The following is a 14,532-nucleotide window of genomic DNA, read 5'->3' on the forward strand; positions in this document are numbered from 1 at the left end:
AGCCAACGCAAAATTTAAATTGCGCTGGCTGTTTTTATGTGTGTAAGATTATCTTCTCTTAAAAATGAAAGCAAAAGCTAAACCTGCTGTTAATACTAAAATTGTAACTATTATTAAAATTATATCATTACTCCGGGTTTGTGATGTGCTTTCCGAAAATTGATTATCCATAGAGAAATTCATATTCCCTCTATTTCCCGGCATCATATTTCCGTTTGCATTGTTTGGAAATTCTTCTCCTGTACTGCTTTCTGTAGGAATTTCAGTAGGCGGAACTTCGTTGGTTTCTCCACTGCTATTGATATCTGCGGTATTTGAAACCTGCATATTTGAGGAACTGTCTTCCGATGATGGCTGCTGTTCTCTCATGGAAAAATCTCCGCCTTCACCGGAAAAATCATTGTTCATCATTCCACCACGGCCTCCGCCCATAGAATTGTTCATTGAACCCATATCCGAAATGGAAATATCGCTTGCATCCACAAAGTTTTCTTTATCCTGCTGTTCTTCCGATGTAGAACCTATTGTTCCATCAAGCTGTCCCGAAATGCTTTCAGCACGAAGCAGACAAAATTCTTTTAAAGTGTCTATACCTGTCAAAAACTCATCGTATGTACAGAACTTTGTAGGGTCTGCTTCAACATAAGGAGATATAATCTCTTTCACACTGTCTATCATCTCGGAAAATACACCGCTATCAAACACTTCCGTTATAAACTCATTAAAGTATTCGTGATACATTTGTGTATATTCTTCATTATTGAAAATCCATGCAAGCATAGGTCTTGAATCTATAGTTCCTCCGGAAACAGGCGAGTCTATCGGGTAGTTTACAAGGCTTGTAGCATCAGCCGCTGACTGAAATCCTCCGAACGCAAGGTTATAATCCCATGGAATCATTGAAAGCTGACCGTCACTTTCATAAAGATAGTAATTGTGAATCATAGAACCTGTGTAGCTGTCAAAATTCAGAACGAAGTTGTGAACCACAAAGTATCTTATTACCTCATCAACATCAACGCTGTTTTCTATATCAACATTTTCATTGATATTTTTTAAAGCCTGTATAAGTCTGTCCTTATCCTCATCGGTTATATCTGTTTTGGCATTGTCAAAAATATTGGAGTAGCTGTCATAATTATCATCGGTATATATAAGAGATACATCGTCACTGCCCATTGAACCTCCCATACCTCCTCCAAAATTTTCTCTGTTTTGGTTATTGGGAAGTTCAGTAGTGTCTCCGTTTTCGTTCATATCCGGAGGCATCATACCCTCAGGCATTTCTCCGCCGCCCATATTGCCGCCAAAACCTCCAGGGCCTCTTCCTGAGAATTCCTGACCTCCGCCAAAAGAATCCGATTGACTGTCACTAAAAGGCTGTGTATCTTCTGAAATCGAGCTGTATACTTACACTTCCAACATTCTCCAAAAAACTTGACTTAAAAATATCACTGAAATTCATATAAATCTTTCCTTTCATAATCAATCATAAATACGGCAAGCCGCATATTTTGAAAATGCAGAAACTCTTCTGTCTTTCAACTGTACTGCGTCTTTTATAACATCCGGTAAAAACTCATCCCATTTTACTTCAAGTATCACTACCGGATTACCTGCCGGAATTGTAACACAGTTTGGATTTAAAAAATCCGTACTGCCTAACCCTGTTCTTATATTGTAATCCAATGTAACACGTACATTTCCAGCAGGGAAAGTAAATGCATCTCTTGTGTATTCCACAATGGTTTTGGGCTTTACACCATTATTTTTGATTTTATAATACAATTCCCTTATTAAAGGTTTCTCACAATCTAACATCCATTGGGTGTCACCGTTTAAAATTTTGTTTACCTGTTCTTCGGAGATTACTTCACTTGTTTTGCAGCAAAGCTTGTCAATTTTAGCTTTCTTCTCAAGATGAATGAAAGATTTATCGTAATCATAATAACGTATACGAAATTTTTCTCTCTTGCTTACACCGTTTATTTTTTCCATAAGGGCAGTATCATTCAAATCATCAAAATAAAGACTGCGCACTATATATCTGCCGTTTACGCCATTTTTATCAGGATAAGCGATGGAAGATAATCTTGCACGCAGTTCATAATAATCGCCTTTGTTTATCTCGTGTTTCCATTCATGTCTGAACTTCATCTTTTTCACCTCGCTTCATTACATTTATTTTACACGTTCATCATATAACTTTTACCTTAGCGCCAACTTAGAATATAAAAACACCCACTGTGGTAACCCAAGTGAGTGTTTTTAGTAACGATATCAGATTTTAAATTCAACGGTAAAAATTATTGTGTTGTCATTTCCATAGCTTGCTTTTATACTTCCGCCGTGAATTTCAGCTATTGAACGGGCGGCTGATAGTCCTATTCCATATCCTCCGCCTTTGCGGGTAATCAGTTCCTTATTTGCGCAGATAATCACATCTGCTGAATAGTATTTCTGTAAAATAAGGTTTTTAGGAATTAGCATTTCCTGAAACATATCGGAAGTCCTGTCGATAATCTCATTAAGAGAAAAACTCTCCTTTGTAGCGTTTATATCACTTTCATCGATTTTTGCAAGCGTTAACAGGTTTTGCATAAGTCTGCTGAGCCTGATAGTCTGTGCTCTAATGTTCTTGCTCCATTTATTTTCGCCGTTGTGAAGCTCCAAAGCGTCTGTATTTGCTAAAATTATAGCCAGCGGAGTTTTTATTTCGTGACCTGCATCTGTTACAAACTGTTTTTGCCGTTCAATATTTTCAGCAATAGGTTTAATAGCTTTTTTTGACAGAAAAATTACCAGAATTAACATTAATACCCAGCATATCAAACCTATAAGCACAGACAAAAACAAAACAGTAAGCACGGAATAAGTCTGATAAGAAACATCCAAAAAAACATAAACCTTTCCGATACCGTCATTCATGCTTGTATATTTAAAACCTGATATTTTGCCGGAGTTTTCAGATAATTCAATGGCTTGCAAAGTTATATTTTCTGCCTCATCTTCTGTCATAGTGGTAATTCTCGATATATCAAGCTGAACAACCTCTCCTGAATTATTTACCCTTGCAACAAAGAAAACAGAAGACATATTTCTTTCCGAAAAACGCATAGGGCTGCTTCCAGGATTTATATTATTGGGAGCATTAGGCGGTTGACTTGATTGATTTAATTCACCTGTTATTATTTCATCTAAAAGATTATCGGTTTGATTTGAGGTCATAATTGTATTTGCTAAATTGATTGTACCCAAAGAAGCTATAAGAAGAATTGAAACTGCAATCATTGCAGCAAAGACAAATTTACGCTGAAGAATTTTAATCATTTACAACCTCCAGTGTATATCCCACATTCCTTTTTGCTTTTATTTCCACATTGGCTTTTAGCGCTGAAAGTCTTTTTCTAAGATATGATATGTATACCCACACAACGCCTATGTCAGCTTCACAATTATATCCCCAAACCTTTACCAGCAAGTCCTCCGTTGAAAGAAATATCCCTCTATTGAGCATAAGAGCTTCCATCATTTTATATTCTATTTTGGGAAGAACAAAGCTCTGCCCGTTTCCGCTTAACTCATAGCTTTGTATATTCAAAGAGATATTTCCGCACTTTAAAATATCAGGAGTAAATTCTTCCCTGCGCCTAAGCATAGCTCTGATTCTTGCTAAAAGCTCACCCATCACAAATGGTTTTGGAAGATAATCATCGGCGCCCATATCAAGACCTTCTATTCTGTCTTCAACCTCACTTTTTGCAGTAAGTAAAAGCACAGGAGTTTTACAGCCTTCTGCTCTAAGCTTTTGTAAAACCTGCAGACCGTTTAATTTCGGCATCATAACATCAAGTATTATTCCGTCGTAATGTTCAAGTCTTGCAAATTCCAGAGCTTCCTCACCGTCATAAACTGCATCCACACTGTAATTATGATATTCCAAAATATCCTTAACAGCTTCCGACATACTGATTTCGTCTTCAGCATATAAAAGTTTCATATTACATCACCACAAGGTATTCTATTCTTTTTAACTTAGAAACACCTTAAACACTAGCATAATTTTTATAAAGGATTTTAAAATAAAAAATTTTAAAAAAGTCTTGACTTAGAGTTAACTTTAAGGAGTATACTCAATATGAAAAATAATTCAAACAGGAGTGACGATCATGTTAGGTAATTTTACATATTCAAACCCCACAAAGCTTTATTTTGGCGACAAAGCTCTTGAAAATCTTAAAACAGAACTCAATAACTATGGTCAAAACATAATGCTTGTATATGGCGGCGGTTCAATAAAGAAAAACGGAATTTATCAGCAGGTAATTTACATCCTCAAGGAATGTAACAAAACCGTGTTTGAGGATCCCGGTGTTATGCCAAACCCAACAGTTGAAAAGCTTTATGAGGGATGCAAAATTGCGAAGGATAACAACGTAGATTTAATTCTTGCTGTAGGCGGCGGCTCGGTTTGCGACTACTCAAAAGCTGTGTCAGTTTCCGCATACTGCGAAGAGGATCCATGGGATAAATATTATCTCAGAATGGAAGACGTTTCAAACAAAATTATACCTGTAGGCTGTGTGCTTACAATGGTAGGTACAGGTTCAGAGATGAATGGCGGCTCTGTTATCACAAACCACCAAAGCAAGCTCAAGATAGGTCATGTTTTCGGCGACAACGTATTCCCTAAATTCTCTATTCTCAATCCTACATTTACTTTTACTCTGCCGAAATATCAAATGGTGGCAGGCTTCTACGATATAATGTCACACATCCTTGAACAGTATTTCTCAGGAGATGACGACAACACTTCCGATTATATTATGGAAGGTCTTTTAAAATCCCTTATACACAGCTCAAAAATAGCTGTTGAAAATCCTCAGGACTATGAAGCAAGAAGCAACATCATGTGGATTGCCACATGGGCGTTAAACACACTTGTTGCAAAAGGAAAAACAACAGACTGGATGGTTCATATGATTGGTCAGTCTGTCGGAGCTTATACAGACGCAACTCACGGAATGACATTAGCGGCAGTTTCAATCCCATACTATAAGCACATAATGCCATACGGTCTTAATAAATTTAAGAGATATGCTATAAATGTTTGGAATGTAAATCCACAGAACAAAACCGACGAGGAAATCGCCCTTGAAGGTCTTAATGAAATGGAAAACTACATGAAAGAAATCGGTCTTGTAATGAACCTTAAGGATTTGAATGTAACCGAAGATATGCTTGATGGCATAACCGACGGAACATTTATTATGGAAGGCGGATACAAGATTTTAAATCACGAAGAGATAGTTGAAATTTTAAAAGAAAGCATGAGGTAATAGCCATGGAAAAAGTAACAGCAGGAAGAGATCAGCTTGGAGAGTTCGCTCCAAAATTTGCACAGCTCAACGACGATGTTTTATTCGGTGAGATTTGGGCAAGAGAGGACTTGCTTTCTGCACGTGACAGAAGCATTGTAACTGTAACCGCCCTTATGGCAAGCGGAGTTTTAGACAGCTCATTAAAATTTCACATTGCAAACGCCAAGAAGCACGGAGTTACAAAAACCGAAATGTCCGAAATTTTGACTCACGCCGCATTTTATGCAGGATGGCCGAAAGCTTGGGCAGCGTTTAACTACGCAAAAGAAATTTACGGAGAATAATTCTTCACACATATAAAAGGCAGTTCATAGTGAACTGCCTTTTACTTTAAGTTTTTAACATATCTAAAACCGCATCCATGTTTTCCTGAGAATACTCAATCTCAGAGGAAAATAGCCTTGCATACTCGCATAAGTCTTCAAAATTACATTCTTCTGATTCAATCAGTTTATTTATACATAATATTTTTATGAGCCTATAAGCAAAAACAGAAAAGGAAACCCTTGCACATAAATCCTCCCAGTCACTGCAGTTAACCATATGACGAAACAGAAAATAGATAATAAGATTTATAAACTCCCTGTTGAAGCCTTCTAAACCTGTTTTTATAATCTCATTTTCCTTAGATTTTATGTTTTCAAGGAGTGTTTTCCATTGCGGGTCAAGTATTTCAAGATTTAATAATAAATCTACCCATTGTGACAAAGACTTATCGGGAAATGAGTATTCCATAAAATCAAAAATTTCATTTATACCGTTCTCAATGTCGTTTTCATTTTCGTATATTATTGAGTACAAATCTTCCCTGACATTCAGAATATATTCCTCATCCTCTGTAAGATCAATCTCTTCATTTTCTTCCTTTAAAAAAACCATTTTAAATTTGCTTTCCTGAGAAAGTATAAGTCTTGCCGCTTCTTCGCAGCACATACCAAGGCCCATTTCGATACAATCGGAAAGATAATTTCTGAAACGTGGATGGTCAGTACAAATTTGACAAAGGTTATTTTCTCCAAGCTCTATGTAAATATCACAAAGATTGTCCTTGTTTAGAAAAGGACACCTTTCGTTTTTATCAAGAATAAAGCTGTTTATACCGCTTTCAGATTTTATGTATGAATTAAGTCTTTTACCAAAATCGCCTTTAACGGATTTATAGAAATCAAGGGTTTCGTCATCTATATCAATTTCCCAGCCAATACAGCAGGAATGTTTACATTTATCGGCTATGCATTTAAAATCCTTATAATAAGACGGAACTGTTACGGTCATCTTTTACCACCTCGCATAAATTATACCATACTTTCTTCCTTATGAAAACTTACCGCAAAAAACAGAGCTATCGGAAAACCGATAGCTCATTTCTTAATCAAAAAATATTACATTCTTCTGCATCCGCAGCCCTCGTCGCCGTTTAGGTCTGTAACCTTAGGCGGGAAGAATTCATCAGTTGGGAAGTCTATTTTGCTGAATACTTCACAAGGATTGTCTGAGGTGCTCACGCACTCTTTTTCCGGTATGCAGAAATCGTAAGACGGAACAAGTATCTGAACGTTTCTCTCTATATGAACAACGGTGAACATACCTATTGTCACATAAACCGCTCTTCCTGCCGGAGCCATAAACTCTCCGCCGAAACGCTGGCAAATACAGCTTGGAACACGGCAGTTAGGCATACAACCTCCGCAGTTTTCCTTTATTTTTGCTGACAAAGCGATAGGCTTTGCAACCTGAACTGTTGCTTTCGGAAGATTTTTGCATGGAACATCCGAAAGATTTTCTTCTCCGCATTTTGATGTGCTGGTAAAGGTTTTTACATTTCCCTCACTGCCGTAAAGTATAACCTTTTTGTTGAATACCGCAAGACCTGAAACAGGTGTAGGCATAGCTCCCGGATTTACGAAAACATCAAGGCAAACCTCATAGAAGAATGTCATATCAACTGTGTAAAATCCACGGTGGAAAGGCACAGGCTCCAGATTTATGCAGACGTCAGCCACATCAACATCTCTGATTCTTATATTGACAGCAGTATTTATAATCCCCTGATTAGCCTCTGTAAAATAAAGGCGCAGGTCGCTTAAACAGTCTTTGTCGCCGCAGCTGTCATAAACTCTGCTTGCGTCGATGCACACGGTTTCTCCATGCTTGCCGCAGTCACAGCCGTCGTGATTTTCTTCGCAGCAATTTTTGTTTTCCAAAGAAATATCCGCCATAAGTAAAACCTCCATATTATTTTTGCAATCACCTTATGCAATACAGCTTTGTGCTTAGGTAACACTATATAATATGGAGGTTTTGGTTAAATGTGATAATTTTATTTTTGTTCTTCTGAACCTGTCAAAACATAGTTTTCCATAGGTACAAGATACTCCCTGCGGCTGTTGTCAAAAGAATTTTTAAGAATACTTTTGAGCATAATCTCATTTTCACCCACAGGTTTTCTTATCTTCAGCATTATGTTCATCATTCTCATGACCATTCTATTGCGAAACTTCATCTTCTGATAATTAAGTCCGCTTTGAAGATAAAAATATTTTATATCAAAATCAAGGTTTTGCAGAGCTGTATGAATAGCTGTAAAATTGTCGGCAAAGTTTGCAGGAGCCGCACCGGTTACAAACAACACACAATTATCCTCATCGGGACAAATTTCCTGAATTTCTTTTAGACGCTGAACTTCCCCTGCCATCATCCAAGAACCGAAAAGAATTTTTTTGTATTCCTTTAAATTCTGCTTTTTGGCACTGTCGAGAGAAATCGCAAGGCAGTCTAAATCCTCTGAAAGCCATCTGGCATATTTTTCGGTAAAGCCTGTTTCCGAATGATATACAATTAAAATATCCTTATTCATAAATGCCACCTGCTTTTAAATTCGACTATGTTTTCTGTAATCCAAATAGTCCTGCAAAATTATTGTAGCCGCAACAGCGTCAACAACGGCTTTGCGTTTTTTTCCTCTTGTGTCGGTTATGTTAAGATAATTGTGAGCGGTGATTGTTGTTCCACGCTCGTCCTTCATCTCAACAGGAAGTCCGGTTTTTTCTTTCAGCCTCTGGGCAAAAACTCTTGCATTTTCTGCGCTTTCGCCCTCTGAGCCATCCATATTTTTTGGCAAGCCAACAACCAAAAGCTCCGCCTTAGTTTCTTTGGCGCAGTCTGAAACCTTATCAAGAAGCTTTTCTATATATGTTTCATTTATCACACGATAAGGAGAGGCAAGCATTTCAGTTTTATCGCAAACAGCAATTCCGGTTCTCGCCTTTCCCAAATCAACAGACATTATAATCATATAAGTTTTTCAATCCTTTAATCACCATGGTTTAATTGTTCCTGTAAGCTCGGTAACAGAAGCAATATTATTGTCATCAAGGAATTTATTCATTCCCTCACAGATTTTAATAGGTGCATAAGGATCGTTGAAAAGCACTGTGCCAATCTGTAAAGCAGTAGCGCCGGCAATCATCATTTCAACTGCATCCTGCCATGTTGTTATACCGCCCATTCCGATAATCGGTATTTTAACGGCATTTGCTACCTGCCAAACCATTCTAACAGCAACAGGGAATACAGCCGCACCGCTGAGACCGCCTGTATTGTTTCTGATTATAGGACGTCTTGTATTGATATCAATTTTCATACCTGTAAGGGTGTTAATCATTGAAATAACATCTGCACCGTTTGCCTCGGCTGCTTTTGCAATCTCTGCAATATCGGTAACATTAGGGCTTAATTTTACCACCAAAGGTTTTTTGCAGTATTTTCTTACAGCACTTGTTATTGCGCCTACTGATTCACAGCTTGTGCCAAACTGTACGCCGCCGCTTTTAACATTAGGGCAGCTTATATTGAGCTCAATCATATCAACATCGCTGTCGGAAAGCTTTTCTGCCATTTTGCAGTAGTCCTCAGTTGTGTTTCCTGCAATATTTGCGATAATAACTGTGTCCTGCTGTTTAAGCCAAGGCAAGTCCTCTTTTATAAAATGATCAACGCCGGGGTTCTGCAAACCTACAGCGTTTAAGATGCCGCTTGGAGTTTCTGCAATTCTTGGAGGCGGGTTGCCGTCTCTTTTCTGCAAAGTTATTCCCTTACAGGAAATACCGCCAAGCTTGCTGAGAGGATAAAATTCATTATATTCATGGCCGAAACCGAATGTTCCGGATGCGGCAATCAAAGGGTTTGAAAAGGTAATATCACCTATTTTTACTTTCAAATCAGCCATTAAAATACAACCTCCTCAGCTTTATATACAGGACCTTTTTTACATACGTGAGTATACTCTTCCTCGCCGTTTTCGCCTGTTCTTGTCTTACAAGCGCATACAAGGCAAGCGCCTATACCGCAGCCCATTCTCTCTTCCAGAGATACCTGACAAGACTTTCCCTTTTCCTTGCATATTTCTGCTATAGCTTTTAGCATAACCATTGGGCCGCAGGCGCAAACTTCATCAACCTCATCGATTTTCTTTTTCAGAACATCAGTTACAAAGCCCTTTTCACCTGCTGTACCGTCATCGGTAACAAGGTAAACTTCGTCTGTATATTTCTTAAAATCGTCCTGCAAAATTACAAGGTCTTTATTTCTAAATCCGGTAATTACAACAGGATTTTCTGCTGTTTTTGCGCAGTAAAGCATAGGAGGAACGCCGATACCTCCGCCGATAAGGCAATATTTTTTTCCTTTCTGAATATCAAATCCATGGCCCAAAGGACAGATTATATCCAGTTCATCGCCGACTTTAGCTTTGGAAAGGATCTCAGTACCCTCTCCCTTTACCTGAAACACAAGTCTGATTCTTTCATTGTCTGCATCACAGATAGATATAGGACGTCTTAAAGTTTTATTTCCCACCTTTACATGGGCAAACTGTCCTTCCTTTGTTATTTCAGCAAGCTGAGGATTATAAAGTACAAAATCAAAAATACCTTTTGCTATCTCTTCATTTTTTTCCAAACGAAAAAGCTGAGCATCGTATTTCATTGGTATCACTCCCGTTACTTAATCATAGGCACAGTTTCACCGTAAGCAAACTACGCCTTATACAAAATGATTATATCATAAATACGGGATTAAATAAATAGTATAAACATTAAAATCTTAAAATTATAATACCCAAATCCTCAACAATCTCTATATTTTCCTTTTCAAGATGAAAAACTTCTCCGTCAGATAAACGATACTGTATATTGGTATTATAGTAATCTATGTTTTCATCGTTTAATAAGATTTCAGCGGCAGAATCCAAAGGTATAATATCAGTGCTGATTTTCAGACAGCAGTAACCTGAACCTGACTTAAAAGCTCTGAATATATAATCAAGCAGGTATTTGCTTTTATAAATATCTGTTTCCTTAGTTACAGGATATCCTTCCCTTGCAAAATAGCTTTGATTCAAGTCCGTACATTCCGGCACATAAATATTGTAGTATCTCACAGACAGCTCCATGCTTGATTTGTCATCTTCAATTTCAGAATATATTTTTTCCACAATATGAGTTTTAGAAAATTCTTTTTCGGTCATATTAAAATAATCATACCTGTGACCTTTGTCACGCATATCCCAGGTAACATCGGTCATATACCAGTTGTTATTTAATTTGACACAGTTCCATGTGTGCAATCCTATTCCCTGAGCAGAGCCGTATATTTTCAATGTTTCAATTCCAAAGCATTTCATCACAAGATTAAAACCATCTGTAATGCCCTCACAGTTTGCTTTGTTTTCCACAAGACAGCCGTAAGCAGTAGACGCAAGGGACTCTGAGGATTCGGGAGTTTTGTATTCACAGCTGTCAATTATTCTGTCGTGTACATATTTTTCGATATAGTAAAAATCTGAAACCGCCGGCGCATTGCTGACTATTTTTAAAATCTCTTTTGAAAGCTCTTCGCTCATGCTGTCTATTTCATCGGCAGAATATAAAGAAACAGCGGATATATATGTACCCTTATCCTTTGAATAACTGCACAAAAGAGATTTGTCGCACCAAAAGACCTGAGGGTTATCATCAAAAAAAGCTGTAACAGTCATATGTATTTCTTTTTCTGCGTATCTCTCTTCACCTGCTAAAACCTGCATAGTGACATATTTTCCCTCATCATCTTTCGATGCAGAAATACAGTAAACAGACTGCTCTATAGCTTTATACAAACTTTTAAGCTTTTCAGATTCAAGATATTCATATCCACTGTTTATAGGCTTGTCAGCATTTTCAACATATGGCATTGTGGCTTTTTCCACTTGCTCGTAGGTATATCCGTCGTAATTTACGGTAGAAGTGGTGGGAAAATACGAAACTACCGAATATATAACGTACCCCAAAACAGCGGCAACAAGTATTGCAGATATAATTTTAAAATAAACATTTTTCTTTTCTTTCATAATTCTCACTCCCTGTACAATCTTATTCAGAGAAGCAAGAAATTATTTCATTGAAAAGTTAAATTATCTCTTTATCGTTAAATTTATATCCTATACCCCAGATTGTAATTATATATTCAGGTGCATCCGGGTTGGGTTCAATTTTCTTCCTTAGCTTTCTTATAAACGCCATTATATTACTGTCATCAAGGAGATAATCACTGTCCCAAACCGCCTGATATATCTGTTCCTTATACCATAGGACAAAAAACAAAGAACAAAAAGAAGAAAGTTGCAATATCAAAAACAGAGCTTATAGGGCCGAAAAATCTCATAAATCTTCCCAATGTTTTTCCCGACCAAGGTCTTGGATAGTCGTATATATCCTCGTCCACATTGTCCCAGGGCAGTATAAGACAGATTACATCATACAAAAGATTAAGCAAAAGAAGCTGAACTGCTGCCATTGGGAAAAAGGGAAGAAATACTCCGGCTACAACTATAGCAAAGATATTTCCAAAGTTTGAGGAAGCGGTTATTCTGATGTATTTTGACATGTTGGCAAATACTTTTCTGCCCTCCAGTATTCCTTCTTCCAAGACGTTTAAATCCTTTTTTAATAGAATTACATCTGCCGCTTCCTGTACTGTTTCCGCCGCACCCTCGGCAGAAATTCCCACATCAGACTGAATAATTGCCGGCAGGTCATTCATTCCGTCGCCCAAAAATCCAACTGTATGTCCGTTTTCCTGAAGCACCTTAACAATTTTAGCCTTCTGTTTCGGTGACAGCTCAGTAAACACAGATGTTTTTTCAACAGAGATTATAAGCTCATCAGAAGACATGGTATCAATATCCTCTCCTGTTAAAACCTTGTCATAGGGAATACCAAGTCTTCTGCAAACAGACAAAGTGACTTTTTTGTTGTCGCCGGTCAAAACCTTAATGGGCACACGGAGCTTTTTAAGCTTTTCAACAGCTTCACATGCGCTTTTTTTCGGTGCGTCAAAAAACGCAAGATAACCGATAAGTATGAAGTCCTTATTATCTTTACCGGAAATTCTTTGTGATGACTGCTTTTTATAAGCCACGGCAATCACTTTCATTCCATCATCCTGCATTTCGTCAACTATTTCATTTACGCTTGATATGGAGTTTTCATCTATATCATAAATTTTTCCCTTGTATTCAGCATAACTACATCTTTTAAATACTTCTTCAACACTGCCTTTTATTATAAAAAGATTTTCCTTGCCGTCCTCAACCAAAACGCCGGAAAATTTCTTTTCATAGTCAAAGGGCTGTTCATCGGCAATAGGATACATGGTATTAAGCTTTTCAAAATGCTCCTTTTTACCCGGCATTTCTTTTACTTTTAAAACAGCTTGATCCAAGTGATTTTGAACACCCGAATGATAATAACTGTTGAGATACGCAAAATCCAAAACCCTGCTGTCCTCATTGCCCAGCAAATCCATGTAGTATTCAAGTATAATTTTATCGCCGGTAAGTGTACCCGTTTTATCTACGCATAAAACATCCATACTTCCAAAACCCTGCATGGCGTTTATATTTTTTACGATGGTGTTTTTCTTTCCCATAACTGCGCTTCCTTTTGCAAGGCAGGCGTTAATAACCATTGGAAGCATCTCAGGGGTCAATCCCACCGCTACAGAAAGAGAAAACAAAAATGCTGAACCCCAGTTACCTTTTGTTATTCCGCAGGTTATAAATACCAGAGGAACTAAAACCACCATAAAGCGAATTAAAACCCAGGATATAGAATTTGCACCTTTATCGAATCCACTGTTTTTTCCCTGGGATATAGTTCCCAAATCTCCGTATACCGTATCTTTTCCCACAGCCAAAACTATACCCTCGCCTGTTCCTCCTATAACGGCAGAACCTGCAAAAACAGTATTGCTGTAATCGGATATCTTTGTGTTTTTTGAACTGCTTAAAACTTCCGTATCCTTTTCCAAAATTTCACTTTCACCGGTAAGCATGGACTGAGATACAAACAAATCGTCAGCCCTTATAAGCCTCACGTCAGCAGGTATTCTGTCACCGGCATGAAAGGAAATTCTGTCGCCCACCACTAATTCCTCAGCCGGTATTTCCTGCCAGTGTCCGTCTCTTTTGGTTTTTACAGTGGTGTATATAAATTTGCTAAAATTATCAATAGCCTTTTTAGATCTCATTTCCTGTACAAATCTCACTGTACCGCTTAAAATCAGCATACCCAGTATAATGAAACATGCCGCAAAATTTTTGCTGTAGCCGGTTATAGGCACTATATCAGTTATAAGTGAAACACAGGCAAGAACGAAAAGAACAACGCTGAATGGATTTATAAAAGCCCTTCGCAGACGAAACCAAATAGAATCCATACTCTTTTTGCCAATATGATTTTCTCCGTATTTCTCCCTGCTTTCTGTCACCTGTTCCTTTGTATAGCCTCGAAAAGAAATAGATAAGTCTTTATACAAAGCTGATAGCCCACTATGAGCATATTTTACCACACGACTGTGTATAGACCTTAAACGGTTATTTGCCAATCTAAGCACCTCCAATCTTTGCTTAAATTATAACACAGTAATTAAATTATTTCTCTTCCAATTTTCTTGCTTTGTTTAATAAAAGCCATAAAAAAACCGGAAGATTTTCTCTTCCGGTCAGCCTGTCGAAAAAGCTCAGCTTTCGCTGGGCTTTTTTCGATAAAAGTGGTAAAATAGAAGCAGGTGATAAAAATGATAGAGAAAAACAGAAAAAACAGAGAGCAAA

At 37.6% G+C, this 14,532-nt stretch carries 15 protein-coding genes and 1 pseudogene; 2 read left to right on the forward strand and 14 right to left on the reverse strand.

What is annotated here, in order from left to right; genetic code table 11:
- Positions 1-48: 48 nt before the first annotated feature.
- The 4 genes from B5F08_RS01115 to B5F08_RS01130 all read right to left on the reverse strand — a co-directional run bounded on the left by B5F08_RS01115 (position 49) and on the right by B5F08_RS01130 (position 4,000).
- Entirely contained in the window at positions 49-1,299 is a 1,251-nt protein-coding gene (locus B5F08_RS01115) for a CotH kinase family protein (protein ID WP_087375983.1), read from the reverse strand.
- A 186-nt stretch (positions 1,300-1,485) separates the two neighbouring features.
- Positions 1,486-2,157 (reverse strand): polyphosphate polymerase domain-containing protein, encoded by a 672-nt coding sequence (locus tag B5F08_RS01120; RefSeq protein WP_087375984.1) that lies wholly within the window; start codon positions 2,155-2,157, stop codon positions 1,486-1,488.
- 123 nt (positions 2,158-2,280) lie between these two features.
- The gene (locus B5F08_RS01125; protein WP_087375985.1) at positions 2,281-3,330 is read right to left on the reverse strand and encodes a histidine kinase dimerization/phospho-acceptor domain-containing protein; all 1,050 of its coding nucleotides are present in this window, start codon (positions 3,328-3,330) and stop codon (positions 2,281-2,283) included.
- Complete coding sequence (locus tag B5F08_RS01130; protein ID WP_087375986.1) at positions 3,323-4,000, reverse strand: response regulator transcription factor; 678 nt, start codon at positions 3,998-4,000, stop codon at positions 3,323-3,325. The genes B5F08_RS01125 and B5F08_RS01130 overlap by 8 nt, the downstream gene beginning before the upstream one ends.
- 169 nt (positions 4,001-4,169) lie before the next feature.
- On the opposite strand from B5F08_RS01130, the gene B5F08_RS01135 reads away from it, so the two are divergent.
- On the forward strand, positions 4,170-5,339 hold the full coding sequence (locus B5F08_RS01135) for an iron-containing alcohol dehydrogenase (protein WP_087375987.1): 1,170 nt from the start codon (positions 4,170-4,172) through the stop codon (positions 5,337-5,339).
- A 5-nt stretch (positions 5,340-5,344) separates the two neighbouring features.
- Positions 5,345-5,665: a carboxymuconolactone decarboxylase family protein gene (locus B5F08_RS01140; RefSeq protein WP_087375988.1), complete on the forward strand. Its 321-nt coding sequence runs from the start codon at positions 5,345-5,347 to the stop codon at positions 5,663-5,665.
- 46 nt (positions 5,666-5,711) lie between these two features.
- Here B5F08_RS01140 and fliB read toward each other — a convergent pair whose 3' ends face one another.
- From fliB to B5F08_RS13355, 10 genes and pseudogenes are all read right to left on the reverse strand, one after another.
- Positions 5,712-6,656 (reverse strand): flagellin lysine-N-methylase, encoded by a 945-nt coding sequence (gene fliB, locus B5F08_RS01145; RefSeq protein WP_087375989.1) that lies wholly within the window; start codon positions 6,654-6,656, stop codon positions 5,712-5,714.
- Positions 6,657-6,763: 107 nt separating this feature from the next.
- Positions 6,764-7,600, reverse strand: coding sequence for a hypothetical protein (locus tag B5F08_RS01150; protein ID WP_242968161.1), 837 nt, complete (start codon positions 7,598-7,600; stop codon positions 6,764-6,766).
- A gap of 101 nt (positions 7,601-7,701) precedes the next feature.
- Positions 7,702-8,238, reverse strand: a complete 537-nt coding sequence (locus tag B5F08_RS01155; protein ID WP_087375990.1) for a flavodoxin family protein — start codon at positions 8,236-8,238, stop codon at positions 7,702-7,704.
- Between the two features lie 15 nt (positions 8,239-8,253).
- Positions 8,254-8,676 (reverse strand): Holliday junction resolvase RuvX, encoded by a 423-nt coding sequence (gene ruvX, locus B5F08_RS01160; RefSeq protein ID WP_087375991.1) that lies wholly within the window; start codon positions 8,674-8,676, stop codon positions 8,254-8,256.
- A 21-nt stretch (positions 8,677-8,697) separates the two neighbouring features.
- Positions 8,698-9,609 carry a dihydroorotate dehydrogenase gene (locus B5F08_RS01165; RefSeq protein ID WP_087375992.1) on the reverse strand — a complete coding sequence of 304 codons (912 nt, stop codon included), beginning with the start codon at positions 9,607-9,609 and terminating at the stop codon, positions 8,698-8,700.
- Complete coding sequence (locus B5F08_RS01170) at positions 9,609-10,367, reverse strand: dihydroorotate dehydrogenase electron transfer subunit (protein ID WP_087375993.1); 759 nt, start codon at positions 10,365-10,367, stop codon at positions 9,609-9,611. The genes B5F08_RS01165 and B5F08_RS01170 overlap by 1 nt, the downstream gene beginning before the upstream one ends.
- 109 nt (positions 10,368-10,476) lie before the next feature.
- Complete coding sequence (locus tag B5F08_RS01175) at positions 10,477-11,769, reverse strand: transglutaminase domain-containing protein (RefSeq protein ID WP_087375994.1); 1,293 nt, start codon at positions 11,767-11,769, stop codon at positions 10,477-10,479.
- 58 nt (positions 11,770-11,827) lie between these two features.
- Positions 11,828-12,001: pseudogene (locus B5F08_RS01180) on the reverse strand (winged helix-turn-helix domain-containing protein); the annotation flags it as partial.
- Complete coding sequence (gene mgtA / locus B5F08_RS01185; protein WP_087375995.1) at positions 12,000-14,306, reverse strand: magnesium-translocating P-type ATPase; 2,307 nt, start codon at positions 14,304-14,306, stop codon at positions 12,000-12,002. The pseudogene B5F08_RS01180 and the gene mgtA, both read right to left, overlap by 2 nt.
- Positions 14,307-14,347: 41 nt before the next feature.
- Positions 14,348-14,532, reverse strand: a 185-nt coding sequence (locus B5F08_RS13355; protein ID WP_204245144.1) for a hypothetical protein, incomplete at its 5' end; no start/stop codon positions are given.

Origin of the sequence: Anaeromassilibacillus sp. An172, assembly GCF_002160515.1 — a bacterium.
Classification (GTDB): domain Bacteria; phylum Bacillota; class Clostridia; order Oscillospirales; family Acutalibacteraceae; genus Limousia; species Limousia pullorum.